This is a genomic window from Exiguobacterium sp. SH1S1, from assembly GCF_004337245.1.
Lineage (GTDB): Bacteria > Bacillota > Bacilli > Exiguobacteriales > Exiguobacteriaceae > Exiguobacterium > Exiguobacterium aurantiacum_A.
Map to the genome: position 1 here is coordinate 65,491 of NZ_SJUZ01000007.1, position 16,178 is coordinate 81,668.

Below are 16,178 nucleotides of genomic sequence, written 5' to 3' on the forward strand. Positions count from 1 at the left end.
CCTTTTTTATAGCTTCGGTTTGTAGAACGCCCGGTTATCAAGCGCCATGAGCCGTTCTGTGAACGTTCCTGGCTCGACACCTTCGAACGCCTTATCGAACATGTTCATCCGCGCATCGATGTTGTCGATGAAGAACAGCATTTCCGCCTCCGGAAGTTGCGGCGCGTTCGCCGAGCCCCACTCCGGCTTCCCGTGGTGACTCAAGACGAGATGTTGTAACAACGTCGTGACTTCACGATCTGTCCCGAGCTCGCGGGCCGTGACCTCGATCTCGGACGCCATGAGCGACAAATGACCGAGCAGTTTGCCTTCGAGCGTATATTCCGGGGTGATCGCGTCCGACAGCTCAATGACTTTCGCCAAATCGTGCAAGACGACACCTGAGACGAGCAAGTCCCGGTTCAACTGTGGATACAAGTCACACATCGTTCCGGCCAGTTTGAGCATCGACATGACGTGGAACGCGAGCCCTGAATAGACCGCATGATGATGGCGTACCGCCGCCGGATACGTGAAATATGCCTCTTCGTTTCGGTCGACAATCGTCGTCACGAGTTCCCGCATGCCCTCGTGACTGATCGCGTCGATATACGCCCGGATCGTCGTCTCGAGCTCCGACTTCGGGATCGGCGCAGAGCGGACGTACGGTGCGATGTCCGTCTCCCCTTCGATGATCGAGATCTGCTTCAGTTTGAGCTGCGTCCGGCCCCGATAGTCCATGACTTCTCCCGAAGCGTGGACGATCTTTTTCGTCCCATACTTCTCGGTATCGGCGCTATCCCACACCTTCGTCTCAATCTCGCCGCTCTCATCGCATAAAACGAGCGTCAGATAAGGCTTCCCGTTCCCGGCGAGCCCTCGATATGATTGTTTGATCATTACATATTGGTTTAACGTGTCGCCCACTTTGAGCTGACCGATTTTAGTCGTCAATGAAAGCACCTCTCTTCTTGTCAGTACTTCCATCTTAACGAAAGTTTGCTCTAGATGCCAACTTTCTCGGTAAACCGGGAATACTTGAGGAGAGAAGAACATTGGGGGAATGAAGGATGAATTGGACTTGGTACACACGACCTGAGGAAATCGTACACGTTGACGACTACTATACGGAGGCGTACACGTATTGGCTCGAACAACTGACGACGGCCAAAGTGACGAAAATCATCGTCGAGCAGGACTATATGTACGGTTCGCTCACGCTCGACTATGAGCAGCTCGAACGCGAACCGCAGAAAATCGGTCACTATTTCGTGACGCGCGACTTTTTATGGACGATCGGGTTTGATGATTTGTATTGCGATAGCGTCGCAGCGAAACAATATGCCACACCGATTGCAGCGTTCTATGACCTGCTCGCCGAAAAGATGGATTATTACTTCCACGGGATCGATGAATACGAGGAACGTTTGATGATGGCACAGCGTCAAATGAGCGGTCAAGTTCCGCCTGAGTTCATGAACGAAATATTTGGGCTGCGGAGCGAGATTGAACGCTGGTCGGATACGGTCGTCCCGTACCGCGAGCTACTGATGGCGGGACGAGAGGCGTTCCTCGACATAGAGTTGAATGAGCTGAAGTCTTATCGCCTTGCTGAGTACCGTGTCGATCGGCTGTTGACGTTGATCGAACACTACCAAGGCGATGTCATCGCCTTGACCGACCTCGCCTCGACGCTGTCAAATTTTCGTGGCAACGAGATCATGAAGGCGTTGACCGTCTTCACGGCGCTGACGACACCGGTCGTCGCCTTCGGTGCCGTCTGGGGCATGAACTTTAAACAGATGCCAGAACTCGAATGGCCGCTCGGCTATCTATTCGCTTGGGTCATGATCGTTCTCTTCACGGGCTTAGTTTACGCTTGGTTAAAACAAAAAAATTGGATTGGGTCTCTGTTACAATTCCCGAATCAAATCCGTAACCAAAAACAAATGGAAAAACAGCGGAAGAGAACAAAACAGTAAAAAAACGAACAAAAGTTCGCTATAATGAAAGGAGTCGATTGAAACGGAAAGGAGATGCCGATGGAACGTTTAATCATACACGTCGATATGGATGCGTTCTATGCATCCGTCGAACAACGCGACCGCCCTCACTTGCGAAATAAGCCTGTCGTCGTCGGTGGCGCCCCTCACAGCCGTGGAGTGGTCGCCACTTGTTCGTATGAAGCGAGAAAATACGGCGTGCATAGCGCCATGTCGTCACGCCGGGCGTTCGCCCTGTGCCCGCAAGCGACGTTCGTCAAGCCACGCTTTCAGGCATATCGACAAGTGAGCCAAGACGTGATGGAAATCTTCAAGTCCGTGACGCCATTTGTCGAGCCGCTATCGCTCGATGAAGCGTATCTCGACGTCACCGAGAATTCACTCATGAGCACGTCGGCGCCTTACGTGGCGCGCTACATTCTCGGCGAGATCAAACGCCGGACCGGACTGACCGCTTCCGCCGGCGTCGCCCCGTCCAAGTTCGTCGCCAAAATCGCCTCCGGGTTCGACAAACCGAACGGCCTCACTATCGTCGCCGCGGACGAAGTCGAGTCGTTCCTCGCCCCGCTGTCGATCACGACGATGCACGGTGTCGGAAAAGTGACCGCCCAGACTTTGTTCAAGCATGGGTTTGAAACGATTGCCGACATCCAGCAATCGCGACCTGAACAGTTGAAGGCCATCCTCGGCCATGACCGTGGTGTCCAGTTATACGAACTCGCACACGGACGTGACAGCCGTCCCGTCGTCCCGACCCGTGAACGCAAGTCGATCGGCTCGGAGACGACGTTCGCCTTTGACCTCGACGACCCGGAGGAAGTGTATGAGCGCGTCATCCCTGAGATCGAAGACGTGTTGCAGCAGCTCGACCGCCGTGAATTGAGTTGTCAAACTGTGACGATCAAAATCAAAACGAGCGAGTTTCAAGCACGCAGTCACCAGATCAAGCTGAACCATCCGACCCATGACCATGATGAGATCAAACGGCTTTCCCGACGCTTGTTCGACGAGATGTCAATCAACGAGCCGGTCCGTCTGATCGGCATGACCGTCTCCGATTTGATTCCCCGAACGGAGACGGCCCGTCAGCTCACGTTCGACGAACTGACGAAACCATCGCTTGAAGAATGAATGGTGATTCAGTACAATGGAAAGAAAGGGGGGGATCCGTTTGAACATGTACACAGTCACTGCGTTCGAGAATGACGGCACAGTCTTACTTAATGATTCATTCGAGGCAGCGAACGACGAAGACGGCAAAGCGAAAGGGTTAGCGATACTTCATGAAGCCGGTCATGATCATAAAGGGGCGCGCATCGTCCGCCAAGGACAACTCATCTATTTCGAACGGTGCAAACTTCCTGGAAAACTAAAAGGCACGGCCTCATAACAGAAGCGCCTCGGGAAACCCGAGGCGCTTTGTTCATTCGCTATATTGTTTCTCCCAGTCTTCCCGCCATGCCCAATAGTCGTCCGGATATAGCTCTTCCGCCGTCTTCCCATCCAGTGAATAAGGTGCCCCCATCAGCGGTTCCTTTGAATCAGGGAATGAGGTCCCGCCGATGATGTCCCCGTCATCAATTAGGACCAAGACGTTCGTCTGTCCGAGCTCGTACTGATCATCGAGCAGATGGTTACGGACGACGAAATGCTCTCGCTTAATGTCACGCCCGATATAGTCGTCCGGTGGCGTCGTCTGGACGCTCCAAGTATCTCGCACAGGTGAATCGAGAAGGTCTTCCTTCTCGAAACGTGACGTGTCCCCTCCCTTGTAAGAAACAATCTCATATCCTTTCTCCTCGAGGTAACGCTTCGCCAGCTTGGCGTCCTCTCCGAGCATCGGTTTTTCGTTGGCGTTCGAGCAAGCCGCCAGGAAGAAGACGCACAGGAGGATCCCGATTCGTTTCCACATCATCTCTCCACCTCATCAGTTCATTGTTGATAACTTATTCGTTAACTAACAAAAATTTCCTCTTTCAGAATGGAAAGAGGAATAAAATCGAAAAAATCGCGACGACCGCGACAATCATTTGTAGCGGCAAACCGACTTTAACGAAATCGAAAAAGCGATAGCCGCCGATACTGAACACCATCGCGTTCGTCGGTGAGCCGAACGGCGTCATAAACGCGAGTGATGCCGCGACGGCGACGGCGACGACGAGCGGCACCGGACTGACTTCGAGTGACGCGGCGAGCGATAAGGCGAGCGGTGCAAACAAGACGGCCGTCGCCGTATTGGAGATGATTTGACTGAGCACCATCGTTGCGACGAAGATGGCGACAAGCACCCAGACCGGACCAGCGCGCCCGAACGACTCACTGATCCATGTGACGAGCCAGGCCATGACACCCGCGTTTTCGAGTGCGGTCCCGACTGGAATCATGGCGGCGATCAACAGGAGCGACGACCATTGGACCGACTCGTAGGCAACGTCCATATGCCGGACCGCTCCCGTCAGCACCATCGCGATGGCCGCGAGCCAAACGGCAACGGTCGGGTCGACCCATTCGAAGACGAGGAGCACGATCATGACGAGCATGATGAGACCGGCCGCGAGTTGATGGCGCTCGGACACAGCTCGGTTGGCGACATCGGTCACGCGCTCGTTCGCGAGCAACAAGTGTGTCTCGTCACCCGCTTTTTCTAAATCGCCCCACTCGCCTTGGGCCACGAGCATATCACCTCGCTCTAACGGGACGTCTTTCAGCCGCGTCATCGCAATTTCTTCGTTCGGGCGGATAACTTGAAGCACGTTCAAGCGGTAGTCATTCCGCAGCCGACTTTCCGAGAGACAGTGACCGATGAGCGGGCTATCAGACGGGACAGTGAAAATGGCGACGCCTGACTCTTTCCCGTAGACATCTTTCAGCTCCATCGATTCAACGACCACCCCTTCTTGACGGGCGACGCGTCGAACATCCGCTTCTGCCCCGCTAACGAGGACACGTCCCTCATAGAGCACTGTATCGGCTCGGGCCGTGACGAGTCGATGCGCGAGCCCTTTTCGCTTTTCGCCGAGGACGATCAAACCGTCACGTGACCACTTCACATCTCGGAGCGTTTTCCCGACGAGCGGATGACCTTTCGTGAGCGTGAGCGCGTAGATGTTCAACTCGGGCATCGGCAGACGAGCGACGACGACCGAACGAACCTCGCCCGCATCGAGCAGCCGGTTCCCGATGACATAAAAGTAGAGCAGCCCGACGACGGCGGCGGCGAACCCGATCGGCAGCAGCGAGAAGAAACTGAGCGTCCCGCCTGAGGCACCACGGAGCGCCTCGGCGGCGACAAGGTTCGGTGGAGTGCCGATGAGCGTCATCGTCCCACCGATGCTTGAAAAGAACGCGAGCGGCATTAACAGTTTTGCCGGATTCGTACCGGTTTGTCTCGACATGGCGAGAACGACCGGGATCAAGAGCGCGACCGTCCCCGTGTTCGACATGAGACTCGATAGAAACGTCACGGTGACCATCAGAACGAGAAATAGACGCACCTCACTCCCTTTCGCATAAGGAATGAGCCCAGCGCCAAGCCGTTCGGCGAGTCCTGTATGAAACAAGCCCGCTCCGACGATGAATAATCCGGCGATCATCAAGACGACCGGATTCGAAAAACCTGCCATCGCCTCGACAGGCGACAGTTGCTGCGTCAATACGAGCGCGACCAGCCCGACGAGTGCGACGAGATCGGCCCGCAACCAGCCCCCGATGAAAAAGATGATCATGACCGCTAATATGAACAAGGTGACCATGACGCCCACCCTCTCTTGTGAATTGATATACAAGGTTATTATACCCCATAATATGTAAGCGCTATCATAATGAATTTGACAAGTCGGTCAACAAAAAACGGATGGCTCGAAAGCCATCCGCACAGGTGTTATTGAACTTCGTTTTCATTAACCATCGGAGCGTATAGCTCTTCAAGTGGTTTCATGATAATTTTTGTCACTTCTGTGACCAGTTGATGCATGCGTTGCTCTTCTTGCATGAGCTCCATGATCAATTCGTTCTGTTGAACGCTCATCATTTTCGTTTGAGCATCCATCATCTCTTGTTCTGAGATTTCTTCGCCTTGCATTTGCTTTTGCTGAAGCGTCATTTGGATATCACGGAAGTCAGCGAACAACTGGTTCGCTTCTGCATCCGCATTGACACGATCGTATAATGAAGAGAGATTTGTGAACTCCTCAGATTCGCGAAGTGCTTTTTCCAATTGGTTAGCATGATCGTACAAGTTTGTTTGTGACATGTGACGTCCTCCTAAATACTATTAGGGCCGTGGCCGATCAAACGATGGCAATCAACCCTTGAATCAACCCAATCATACCACCTAACAGCGCTCCAAGCCATGTTATTGCCCGGAACTCCCGTTTCGAGATCGATAAGACGATCTCCTCGAGGTACGACGTATCGAGCGATTGGACTTGCTCTTGCACGATTTGATCGATTTTCAGACGGTCCATCACCGTCTCCATTTGATTGGTGAACCGCTCGATGACGAGCCGAACCCCGTTCGGGACGAGATCGTCGACGATGCGTGTCTCGACGTCTCGTGTGTACGAATAGACGGTCCGGTCGAGCAATTCGCCGACCGGGAGACGGGTGATGACTTCTGTCGTCACCCCATCGATCAATCGGTCTTCTAACCGCTCATCTAAGAGTGTGTCGACCGTACGCTCACTGAACCGTTCGAACTCGCGCGTGATCATCGTCGCCATTCCAGACCGAGTCGACCCGCCACGTAAAATGTTGACAATCTCCGGGCGAATCATCTCGACGAAGTTCATATTTTGAATGAACCCGGCGATAAAACCAAGCCGGCGTTGGACGAACGAGTCGACCATATACCGCAGCTGAGCCTCTCCTTCCGCCGAATAGAAATACTCTTCTGATTTGACGAGCATCGCGTCGACGATTTCCGGGATTACGTCACGGACACGGTCCATCCCGTCCTCACCGAGCAGTTCGTACAGCTTGCGTGACTTGACGTCAGCGAGCACGAGCCGGAGCTCTTGACGGAGTTTCGTGTCCGCTTCCGTCAACACACGCGACTCGGCGTCCGGATAAAGCGGTTCGACTAGTGTACGGATCGTCTTGTCCGAACGGAGCATCGTCCGGACTTCCTCTTGGACGAAATAGGTGATGTGGCCGCTCACTTGTTCGTCGAGCAGGCGCTTCCGCATCCCTTCAGGCGTCAACAAGTGTTTCACGACCGTCTTGCCGAGACTCGTCGCCAGCTCATCGCGGCGTTTCGGAATCAACCCCGGTGTGAACGGTACTCGGACTTTTCCGATATACTTTGGCTCGTGGGGCCGAAATAACATTTTGATGGCGAGGAAGTTCGTCACTCCCCCGATTGTCGCCCCAATGGCGATCATGATGAATATTTTTAGTAGACTATCCAAACTGCTGCCCCCGTTCTGAAATATGATACATTGTTGAAGAGGTGATTGTGTTGACTACGTTTGATCGTATTAAATCGATTTTCCCGACCGTTGTCCATCGGTCGGAAGACGCATCCGGAGACTATGCTTGGTATCAAGCACAGGATGGGACCGTGTTCGGCTTGCCAAAAACCGAGTTGAACGAGCGTGAACGGCAACTGCTCGAATGGTCGGCGACACCGTTTTTGACGACCGCCGACCCCCGTCAAGAAAAATGGCAAAACCGCCTGCTCACCGATTCGTATCGGATCGCGCAACCGTTCCGTCTGTTGTCACTATCGCTCCACTATCAAGAGAGGGAATCGCTCGAGCAATTTTTAGAGATATTACACGATTTCATGCCAGAAGCGGAGATTGTCGTCATGACGCGACATCACGTTGAAATCATTGAGATGAACCAACTCGTCGACTTGTCTGATTTCGAGGACGTATTGCGTGCCGGCGCGAGCGACTGCTACGTCGAAGCGCACGTCATCTTTAGTGAGCGGCCGCTCGGTGTGTTGGGGACGCTTTACCATCAACACATGACGTTGCGCCCGTTCGCGAAACTCCCTACTAAAACTTACCCTGCTAGTCAATTATTATACCATTACTTGCTACAAGACCATGAGACTTTTGCCACACGTCTCCAATTGACCGAGGCGGCGTATTCGATACTCGATAAGACGAGCGTCGAATTGTTAGAGGCGCTGTTCGCCCACTCGCTGAACGTGTCCCATACGGCGAAAGCGCTGTTCATGCATCGGAACACGCTCAATTACCGGCTCGATCGGCTCTATGAACTGACAGGATATGACGCTCGTCAGTTTTATGATGCGAGTTTACTCCAACTGATTGTCACGTTGCACAAATCTGAGTAACTGTTTTTGTGCAACGTGTACATATCTCGTGCAAGCGGTTTCATCGTATAATCAATCTTGTAAGCGCTATTATACAAGAACACATTCTCAGGAGGCTAACGACAATGGCAGAAATTCAATTGAATCACATTGATAAAATATACGACGGTGGTGACGGGAAAGCCGTCAGCGACTTCAACTTGCACATTAAAGACCGGGAGTTCATCGTTTTCGTCGGACCGTCTGGTTGCGGTAAATCGACAACACTTCGCATGATCGCAGGACTCGAAGAAATCTCGAGCGGCGACTTCATCATCGACGGCAAACGCATGAACGACGTGGCGCCGAAAGACCGCGACATCGCGATGGTCTTCCAAAACTATGCCCTCTACCCGCACATGAGCGTCTATGACAACATGGCATTCGGTTTGAAGCTTCGGAAGTTCCCGAAAGAAGAGATCGACCGTCGCGTCCAAGATGCGGCTCGCATCCTCGGACTTGAAGAATACCTCCAACGTAAACCGAAGGCACTCTCAGGTGGTCAGCGCCAACGTGTTGCCATCGGTCGTGCCATCGTCCGTGACGCAAAAGTGTTCTTGATGGATGAGCCGCTCTCAAACTTGGATGCAAAACTTCGCGTACAAATGCGTAAAGAGATCATCCAGTTGCACAACCGTCTCGATACGACGACGATCTACGTTACCCATGACCAAACGGAAGCGATGACACTCGCGACTCGTATCGTCATCATGAAAGACGGGATCATCCAACAAGTCGGTTCGCCGAAAGAAGTATACGACAACCCAGATAACATCTTCGTTGCCGGCTTCATCGGTTCGCCTTCGATGAACTTCTTCCGCGGAACACTCGCAGACGGCAAGTTCGTCGTGAACGGCGAAGAAATCAACGTGCCTGAAGGCAAGATGAAAGGTCTTCGCGACCGCGGTTACATCGGTAAAGAGCTCATCCTCGGGATTCGTCCAGAATCGATCCACGATGAGCCGATCTACATCGACTCTCCGACAACACACACGTTCCAAACACACATCGATGTATCTGAACTCATGGGTGCCGAGTCTTACCTTTACGCCGAGCTCGGTGGACACCAGTTCACGGCCCGCATCGACGGCCGCTCGAACATCCGCATGGGTGACGACGTAGAACTCGCGCTCGACATGACGAAAGCACACTTCTTCGACTCTGAGACAGAGCTCGTCATCCGTTAATACAAAATCCCCTCGATTCTTGGAATCGAGGGGATTTTTCGTTTAGCGGGTCGCATAGCGACGTTCGAGCCGATGCTGCCCCGCTTGAATGAGTGTCGACAAGATCCAATAGATCGAGGCCGAGAACAAGAGGAGCGGCATGACCAAATAGGTCGTCGCTGCAATCTGGTCTGAGACGTACGTCAACTCCTGCACGGCGATGACCGACCCGAGCGACGTCGACTTGATGATATCAATCACCGAGTTCGACACCGGTGGGATGGCCCGTGATAACGCTTGTGGGAAGATAATGTCTTTAAAACGTTTCGCCCGCGGGATCCCGAGGGCGACACTCGCCTCGACTTGTCCGCTATCGACCGAATTGATGGCTGCCCGGAACGCCTCCGAGATATAAGCCGCAAAGTGCAGACCCAATCCGAAGATGAGCGCCTGCATCCCGCTCAGTTGGACGAACCCGGTCAACCCGACGTACAAGATGAGCAGTTGTAAGAGCAGCGGCGTGCCCCGGAAGAACGAGGTGTACGTCCGAGTGAACAACCGCAACACTTTGATTGGGCTGCTGTAAAGTAACGCGATGATCAGACCGAGCACCAAGGCGAGGATAATCGACAGGATACTGGCGATCAACGTCAATTGTACGGCTTCGATATAGGCCGAACGGTTCTCGATGACGGTCGTGATCAGTTCATTCATTGACTGATGTCCTCACCGAAGTACTTATCACCGATTTCAGCCATCGTTCCGTCTTCTTTCATTTCAGCAAGCGCCTCGTTCAACTGATCGAGCACGTCGCTGTCTTGGCGTGTCATGTAACCCGCCTCGCTCTTGTTGAAGACGTCACCGACCGCTTTCACGTCGTAGCCTGTCTTCTCGAGCTCCGTCAAGATGAAGAGACGGTCGTTGAGTGCTGCGTCGAGACGTCCGACTTGAAGGTCTTGGAGCACTTGGTTCGCACCTTTATAAAACTTCACTTCTGCGCCAGCTTCTTCAGCCATCTGGGCGTAGACCGACCCTTGTGTCGAACCAACGACTTTGCCGTCAAGGTCGTCGATGCCTTGGATGTCTTCATTATCTGAAGCAACGATGACTTGTGCACCTGACACCGCGTACGTATCCGAGAACGCATACTTCTCTTCACGCTCCGGTGTGATACTCATCTGGTTCGCGATCATATCGATGCGTTCCGCGTCGAGTGCCGGGACGAGTCCTTTGAAGTCCATCGGCTCATACTCGACCGTATAGCCGGCACGCTCTGCCGCTTCGTTCAACACGTCGATGTCATACCCTGTGATTTCACCTTTATCTTTGTATGTGAATGGCGGGTATGTCGCTTCCGTCCCGACTGTGATGACTGTTTCTTCAGATCCACTGTCCGTCTCTGTACCGCAAGCTGCGAGCACCCCGAACGATGCGCCGATTGCGAGAACTGCCGTTAATGATTTTTTCATGTTATTTCCGCCTTCCTGATAATCCTTATATGATTACATGGTTTTGAGCAATATACTCATCATACTGACGAGGTTAAAAGAAGTCAAACAAAAACCACCGCTCCCAGTTGAGCGGTGGTACACTAGTCAGTCGATTGCTTTTGCTTGCTTCATAACGTCTCGTTCAATCGCTTCACGTTTCGCCGTCGTCATCTCGGCACTATCCGCGTGAACACTGAAATAGAACTTGATCTTTGGCTCTGTGCCAGACGGGCGAAGGCAGAACCACGACCCGTCCTCGAAGACGAATTTGAGCACGTTCGAAGATGGCAAGTCGATGTCCTCGGTCGTATTTTGACGAAGGTCGGTCGCGACTTGCAGCTTGTAATCCTCGAAGCGGACGACTTCGTAGCCGGCAACTTCTTGCGGCGGGTTGGCACGGAACGATTCCATCATCCGGCCGATCTGTTCAAGCCCGGCTTTCCCTTTCAACGTCATCGATTGAAGCGATTCCTCATAAAAGCCATACTTCTCATAAATCGCTTGGAGCGCGTCATACAACGTTCGTCCCTGCTGCTTATGGAAAGCTGCCATCTCGGCGCCGAGCACGCACGCCTGGACAGCGTCTTTATCACGGCAGAAGTCACCGATCAAATAGCCGTAGCTCTCTTCGTAGCCGAACAAGAACTCGTACTCGCCTGACTCCTCGTACTGTTTGATCTTCTCACCGATGAATTTAAAGCCGGTGAGCGTGTTCTCGAGATGCACGCCATACGCTTTGGCGATGGCCGCCCCAAGCTCGGACGTGACGATCGTTTTCGCGACGAATCCGTTCGCTGGCAGCGTGCCGGTCTCGACTTTTTGCGATAGGATGTAATCCATCAAGAGCGCTCCGGTCTGGTTCCCTGTCAAGACGAACCATTCCCCGTCGCGGTCACGCACGGTGAAGCCGACGCGGTCGGCGTCCGGATCGGTCGCCATGAGCAAATCAGCGCTGACACGGTCACCATATTCCATCGCCAGCTTGAACGCCGCCCGCTCTTCCGGGTTCGGAGAACTGACCGTCGGGAACGCGCCGTCTGGTTCGGCTTGTTCTTCGACGATCGTGACATGGTCAAACCCATACGCCTTGAGTCCTTCCATGACCGGTCGGCGACCCGTCCCGTGAAGGGGCGAGAAGACGATTTTGAGGGCGTCTGTTGGGACGTCCTTATGGATTCGAATCGATTGAAGAGCTTCCATGTAAGCCGCATCGACAGACGCATCGACGTTGACGAGTGTCCCGTCGGCGCGGAGCGTTGCTTCGTCTTGGACCGGGATGCTTAACTCGTCCTCGATCGCGTTGACGTAAGACACGAGCTCGTCCGCCTCGGCCGGCGGTAGTTGCCCGCCGTCGGCGCCATATACTTTGAAGCCGTTATACTCAGGCGGGTTATGACTCGCCGTGATGACGACTCCTCCAAACGCGCCTAGGTGTCTGACGGCGAATGACAGTTCTGGCGTTGCCCGTAAGCTCGGGAACAAGTAAGTCTTGATCCCGTTCGATGCAAACGTCCGTGCCGCCTCGAGCGCGAATTCAGGTGAGTAGTGACGTGGATCATGGGCGATGACGACTCCGTGCCGTTTCGCTTCCTCGCCTGACGCCGAAATAAAGTCGGCAAATCCTTGCGCCGCTTTACGAATCGTATAGACGTTCATTCGATTGGCACCTGGTCCGATCTCACCGCGCATACCACCCGTTCCGAATTCAAGCGTCTTATAAAACGCTTCTTCGAGTGTCGTCTCATTTTGTGCCATCTCGTCTAATTCGGTCCGAAGATAAGGTTCAAGTTCCTCATATTGATTCCAACGCTCATATGTTTGTTGCCATGCCATGGTCAATTCCCCTTTCGACGTTCAAATTCAATCGAAGTACTCGCCAATTTGTTCCATCTTGTATACGATGGGAGTAACGAAACTTCGAGGTGATACTATGTTTCCAACTATGCGTGCCCAAGAATTGAAACAAATCGTCCATACGGACTCAATCCGATTTATTGATTGCCGCTATTCATTGAACGACGCTTCATACGGAAAATACGTGTACCGTCAAGGACATCTCCCGAATGCCGTCCATCTCGACTTGATGGAAGACTTGTCAGGCCCTGTGTCCGTTCACGGCGGACGTCACCCGCTCCCGTCAAAAGAAGCGTGGACGGAGACGCTCCGACGCATCGGCATCCAAAAGGACGACTTGATCATTATTTACGACGACGGTTTCCCATACGCCGCACGTGCTTGGTGGTTATTCAAGTGGGCCGGCCATGAGCGCGTCATCGTGCTCGAAGGCGGAATCCAGGCCGGCATCACTTACTCTGGTGAGACAACGACCGAGGTTCCGACGTACCCTGCTTCGACATACGTCCCTGATTTCCACGACGATATGATCGCCACGATCGAAGACGTGCGCGCCGCAACGACAACAGGCGACCTGTATGACTCAAGGACGGCCGACCGTTACGACGGAAGCCACGAACCGATCGATAAAAAAGCAGGGCATATCCCGAACGCCCTGCTCTGCCCATACGTAGACGCCGTCACGGAGCTCGGGACGCTTCAAGACTTTCACGATTTGCGCGAACTTTACGCCAACGTGCTCGATGTCCCGAACCCGATCTTTTATTGCGGCAGCGGTGTCACCGCTTGCGTGAACATTTTGGCATTGCACGCGCTCGGTAAAGACGATGTCCGTCTCTATCCCGGTTCATACTCTGACTGGATCAGTTATCCAGAAAATAAGGTCCACCCATAACGGGTGGATTTTTTTATTTCACACTCGTCGGCTTGATGTTCCAAACCGCGTTCGCATATTCCGTGATTGTGCGGTCGCTCGAGAAAATACCAGACTTGGCCGTATTGACGATTGAACTTTCCGCCCAACGCGCCTTATCTGCGAACACTTCATCGACGCGTCGCTGTGCCTGCATGTAGGACATAAAGTCTTTCAAGACGAGGAAATCATCGTTATAGACGAGAAGCGAATCAAAGATCGCTTGGAACTGATATTCTCCGACTTTATCGAACGTCCCGTTGACGAGACCGTCGACGACGTTACGTACTTCGGTGTTGGCGTGATAAATGTCGGCCGCATGATACCCGCCGAATTTTTTATAGTTCATGACTTCTTGCGGCGTCAATCCGAAAATGAAGATATGGTCATCACCGACCGCATCGCGAATCTCGATGTTCGCCCCGTCAAGCGTACCGATTGTGAGCGCTCCGTTCATCATGAACTTCATGTTTCCGGTTCCTGACGCCTCGTAGCTCGCCGTCGAAATCTGTTCACTAACATCCGAGCCCGGGAAGATTCGTTCTGCCATCGAGACGCGGTAGTTCTCAAGGAACACGATCTTGATGAACTGACTCGCCCGTTTGTCGTTGTTAATCATCGACGCGAGGGCATTGATGTAGCGAATGACTTCTTTCGCGTAATAATAACCTGGCGCCGCTTTCGCTCCGAAGATGAACGTCCGTGGAACCATCGTGAACGTCGGGTCTGTTTGAATCTTTTGATAGAGCGCGTGAATATGCATCGCGTTCATGAGCTGACGCTTATACGCATGCAGACGTTTGACTTGAACATCGAAAATCGAGTTCGGGTCGACACTGATTCCCGTCTCATCTTGAATGTAAGCCGCTAAGTCGAGTTTATTTTGTTGTTTCACTTCCATCACTTGCTCCTGGAAGCTCGTATCTTTCGAGACGTCCATCAACTTCTCAAGATCGTTCGGGTGCTCGATCCATGACGGACCGATTGCGTCAGTGATCAAGTTCGACAGACGCGGATTTGATTTCAAGAGCCAACGGCGATGCGTGATGCCGTTCGTCTTGTTATTGAAACGAAGCGGGAACATTTCATACAAGTGGCGCATCTCGCGTTGTTTTAAAATATCTGTATGAATACGGGCGACCCCGTTCGTCGAATGTGATCCGACAACGGCAAGGTTTGCCATATTAATGTAATTGTTCGAGACGATCGCAATCTCACCCATATGCGGTTCAAGGTGTGGATAATTGACGAGCACGTCTTTACAGAACCGGGTATTAATCTCATTAATGATTTGATAGATTCGTGGTAATAGACGTTCGTACATCTCGACCGGCCACTTTTCAAGTGCCTCGGCGAGAAGTGTATGGTTTGTGAACGACATGACACTTTTCGTCACGCGCCACGCCTCATCCCAGCCATATCCGTGATCATCCATCAAAATCCGCATCAGTTCAGGGATTGCGACGACCGGGTGGGTATCGTTAATGTGGACAGCGTAGTAGTCGCCTAAATGTTTGAGTGATTTGTTGTGTCGCAAGTAAGACGCAATCATCGATTGGACACCCGCTGACACGAAGAAGTACTGTTGTTTCAAACGGAGCACTTTTCCTTCATACGTCGTGTCGTCCGGATAGAGGAACTCCGAGATCGTCGCAATCGACTGCTTGTGTTTCAACAAGTCTTTGTACGACCCTTTCGTGCGTTCCATATACTCTTCGTCATCAAATGGCGACTCCGCATTCCAAAGCCGGAGCGTGTTCACGACGTCGTTCTTGTAACCGATGACCGGCATATCGTATGGAACGGCGCGTACGACTTCGTCTGGATGATGAACGACACGGAGACGGTCTCCGATCTGCTTCATCTCGATCCAGCCCCCAAAATTCACGTCAACCGCACGATCGGCACGGCGAGTCTCCCACATATTCCCATTTCGGAGCCAATTGTCCGGCAACTCGACTTGATAGCCGTCGACGATTTTTTGTTTGAACAAACCGTAACGATAGCGAATCCCGTTACCGTGACCGGGCAGACTGAGCGCGGCAAGCGAATCGAGGAAACAAGCGGCCAGACGGCCGAGACCGCCGTTACCGAGCCCTGGTTCCGGCTCGAACTCCGTGATTTCCGTGAAATCAAAACCGAGTTCTTCCAACCCTTCTTGGACAACTTCTAAAACGTCCATACTGAGTAAGTTGTTATAGAGGAAACGGCCTAACAAAAACTCGAGCGAGAAATAGATGACTTGCTTGCTCTGTTTGGCTTCTTGCTTGTCGCGTGTGTTGATCCATTTCGGAATCGCTTGTTCACGCACCATCGTTGCCAACGTTTGATACACTTCCTGCTCGGTCCCTTCATCGAACGATTTCCCGTTTAAGGCGACGAATCTTTCTTGAAACGAAGTGACGAAGCTCTGTTTATCTGTAAACATATATGTGTAAATCTCCTTCC

Annotated in this window: 15 protein-coding genes; 6 read left to right on the top strand and 9 right to left on the bottom strand. The window is 52.7% G+C overall.

Annotation, left to right across the window (positions count from 1 at the left end; all coding sequences use genetic code 11):
- Positions 1-6: 6 nt before the first annotated feature.
- Positions 7-966 (bottom strand): HD domain-containing protein, encoded by a 960-nt coding sequence (locus EVJ23_RS12450; protein ID WP_070327873.1) that lies wholly within the window; start codon positions 964-966, stop codon positions 7-9.
- Between the two features lie 83 nt (positions 967-1,049).
- Here EVJ23_RS12450 and EVJ23_RS12455 point away from each other — a divergent pair, with 83 nt between their 5' ends.
- From EVJ23_RS12455 to EVJ23_RS12465, 3 genes are read left to right on the top strand one after another with little or no spacing between them, the layout of a single operon-like run.
- Positions 1,050-1,961 (top strand): magnesium transporter CorA family protein, encoded by a 912-nt coding sequence (locus tag EVJ23_RS12455; RefSeq protein WP_131466185.1) that lies wholly within the window; start codon positions 1,050-1,052, stop codon positions 1,959-1,961.
- A 60-nt stretch (positions 1,962-2,021) separates the two neighbouring features.
- A complete protein-coding gene (dinB, locus tag EVJ23_RS12460) occupies positions 2,022-3,113 on the top strand; it encodes a DNA polymerase IV (protein WP_236633776.1) in 1,092 nt (363 codons plus the stop codon).
- Between the two features lie 46 nt (positions 3,114-3,159).
- Positions 3,160-3,372 carry a YhzD family protein gene (locus tag EVJ23_RS12465; RefSeq protein ID WP_236633780.1) on the top strand — a complete coding sequence of 71 codons (213 nt, stop codon included), beginning with the start codon at positions 3,160-3,162 and terminating at the stop codon, positions 3,370-3,372.
- Between the two features lie 33 nt (positions 3,373-3,405).
- On the opposite strand, the gene EVJ23_RS12470 is transcribed toward EVJ23_RS12465, so the two are convergent.
- The 4 genes from EVJ23_RS12470 to EVJ23_RS12485 all read right to left on the bottom strand — a co-directional run bounded on the left by EVJ23_RS12470 (position 3,406) and on the right by EVJ23_RS12485 (position 7,363).
- The gene (locus EVJ23_RS12470; RefSeq protein ID WP_131466191.1) at positions 3,406-3,894 is read right to left on the bottom strand and encodes a hypothetical protein; all 489 of its coding nucleotides are present in this window, start codon (positions 3,892-3,894) and stop codon (positions 3,406-3,408) included.
- Positions 3,895-3,958: 64 nt separating this feature from the next.
- On the bottom strand, positions 3,959-5,734 hold the full coding sequence (locus tag EVJ23_RS12475) for an SLC13 family permease (RefSeq protein WP_236633777.1): 1,776 nt from the start codon (positions 5,732-5,734) through the stop codon (positions 3,959-3,961).
- 128 nt (positions 5,735-5,862) lie between these two features.
- Entirely contained in the window at positions 5,863-6,234 is a 372-nt protein-coding gene (locus EVJ23_RS12480; protein WP_016510204.1) for a YlbF/YmcA family competence regulator, read from the bottom strand.
- A 37-nt stretch (positions 6,235-6,271) separates the two neighbouring features.
- Positions 6,272-7,363: a DUF445 domain-containing protein gene (locus tag EVJ23_RS12485; protein ID WP_131466215.1), complete on the bottom strand. Its 1,092-nt coding sequence runs from the start codon at positions 7,361-7,363 to the stop codon at positions 6,272-6,274.
- Positions 7,364-7,437: 74 nt separating this feature from the next.
- On the opposite strand from EVJ23_RS12485, the gene EVJ23_RS12490 reads away from it, so the two are divergent.
- Positions 7,438-8,289 (top strand): PucR family transcriptional regulator, encoded by an 852-nt coding sequence (locus tag EVJ23_RS12490; RefSeq protein ID WP_070327879.1) that lies wholly within the window; start codon positions 7,438-7,440, stop codon positions 8,287-8,289.
- Positions 8,290-8,393: 104 nt separating this feature from the next.
- A complete protein-coding gene (locus tag EVJ23_RS12495; RefSeq protein ID WP_070327880.1) occupies positions 8,394-9,494 on the top strand; it encodes an ABC transporter ATP-binding protein in 1,101 nt (366 codons plus the stop codon).
- A gap of 42 nt (positions 9,495-9,536) precedes the next feature.
- Here the strand turns inward: EVJ23_RS12495 and EVJ23_RS12500 are convergent, their stop codons facing one another.
- The 3 genes from EVJ23_RS12500 to EVJ23_RS12510 all read right to left on the bottom strand — a co-directional run bounded on the left by EVJ23_RS12500 (position 9,537) and on the right by EVJ23_RS12510 (position 12,796).
- A complete protein-coding gene (locus EVJ23_RS12500; RefSeq protein WP_131466193.1) occupies positions 9,537-10,187 on the bottom strand; it encodes an amino acid ABC transporter permease in 651 nt (216 codons plus the stop codon).
- Complete coding sequence (locus EVJ23_RS12505; RefSeq protein WP_071399206.1) at positions 10,184-10,942, bottom strand: transporter substrate-binding domain-containing protein; 759 nt, start codon at positions 10,940-10,942, stop codon at positions 10,184-10,186. The genes EVJ23_RS12500 and EVJ23_RS12505 overlap by 4 nt, the downstream gene beginning before the upstream one ends.
- A gap of 126 nt (positions 10,943-11,068) precedes the next feature.
- Positions 11,069-12,796, bottom strand: a complete 1,728-nt coding sequence (locus EVJ23_RS12510) for a phospho-sugar mutase (RefSeq protein WP_131466195.1) — start codon at positions 12,794-12,796, stop codon at positions 11,069-11,071.
- 97 nt (positions 12,797-12,893) lie between these two features.
- Here EVJ23_RS12510 and EVJ23_RS12515 point away from each other — a divergent pair, with 97 nt between their 5' ends.
- Positions 12,894-13,712, top strand: coding sequence for a sulfurtransferase (locus EVJ23_RS12515; RefSeq protein WP_236633552.1), 819 nt, complete (start codon positions 12,894-12,896; stop codon positions 13,710-13,712).
- A 13-nt stretch (positions 13,713-13,725) separates the two neighbouring features.
- Here the strand turns inward: EVJ23_RS12515 and EVJ23_RS12520 are convergent, their stop codons facing one another.
- Complete coding sequence (locus EVJ23_RS12520; RefSeq protein WP_131466197.1) at positions 13,726-16,158, bottom strand: glycogen/starch/alpha-glucan phosphorylase; 2,433 nt, start codon at positions 16,156-16,158, stop codon at positions 13,726-13,728.
- Positions 16,159-16,178 lie beyond the last annotated feature (20 nt).

What these genes read in the sequence shown, in the direction of transcription:
- EVJ23_RS12450 (WP_070327873.1), bottom strand. Translation starts at nt 966, where the DNA reads ATGGAAGTACTGACAAGAAGAGAGGTGCTTTCATTGACGACTAAAATC.
- EVJ23_RS12455 (WP_131466185.1), top strand. Translation starts at nt 1,050, where the DNA reads ATGAATTGGACTTGGTACACACGACCTGAGGAAATCGTACACGTTGAC.
- dinB (WP_236633776.1), top strand. Translation starts at nt 2,022, where the DNA reads ATGGAACGTTTAATCATACACGTCGATATGGATGCGTTCTATGCATCC.
- EVJ23_RS12465 (WP_236633780.1), top strand. Translation starts at nt 3,160, where the DNA reads ATGTACACAGTCACTGCGTTCGAGAATGACGGCACAGTCTTACTTAAT.
- EVJ23_RS12470 (WP_131466191.1), bottom strand. Translation starts at nt 3,894, where the DNA reads ATGTGGAAACGAATCGGGATCCTCCTGTGCGTCTTCTTCCTGGCGGCT.
- EVJ23_RS12475 (WP_236633777.1), bottom strand. Translation starts at nt 5,734, where the DNA reads ATGGTCACCTTGTTCATATTAGCGGTCATGATCATCTTTTTCATCGGG.
- EVJ23_RS12480 (WP_016510204.1), bottom strand. Translation starts at nt 6,234, where the DNA reads ATGTCACAAACAAACTTGTACGATCATGCTAACCAATTGGAAAAAGCA.
- EVJ23_RS12485 (WP_131466215.1), bottom strand. Translation starts at nt 7,363, where the DNA reads ATGATCGCCATTGGGGCGACAATCGGGGGAGTGACGAACTTCCTCGCC.
- EVJ23_RS12495 (WP_070327880.1), top strand. Translation starts at nt 8,394, where the DNA reads ATGGCAGAAATTCAATTGAATCACATTGATAAAATATACGACGGTGGT.
- EVJ23_RS12500 (WP_131466193.1), bottom strand. Translation starts at nt 10,187, where the DNA reads ATGAATGAACTGATCACGACCGTCATCGAGAACCGTTCGGCCTATATC.
- EVJ23_RS12505 (WP_071399206.1), bottom strand. Translation starts at nt 10,942, where the DNA reads ATGAAAAAATCATTAACGGCAGTTCTCGCAATCGGCGCATCGTTCGGG.
- EVJ23_RS12510 (WP_131466195.1), bottom strand. Translation starts at nt 12,796, where the DNA reads ATGGCATGGCAACAAACATATGAGCGTTGGAATCAATATGAGGAACTT.
- EVJ23_RS12515 (WP_236633552.1), top strand. Translation starts at nt 12,894, where the DNA reads ATGTTTCCAACTATGCGTGCCCAAGAATTGAAACAAATCGTCCATACG.
- EVJ23_RS12520 (WP_131466197.1), bottom strand. Translation starts at nt 16,158, where the DNA reads ATGTTTACAGATAAACAGAGCTTCGTCACTTCGTTTCAAGAAAGATTC.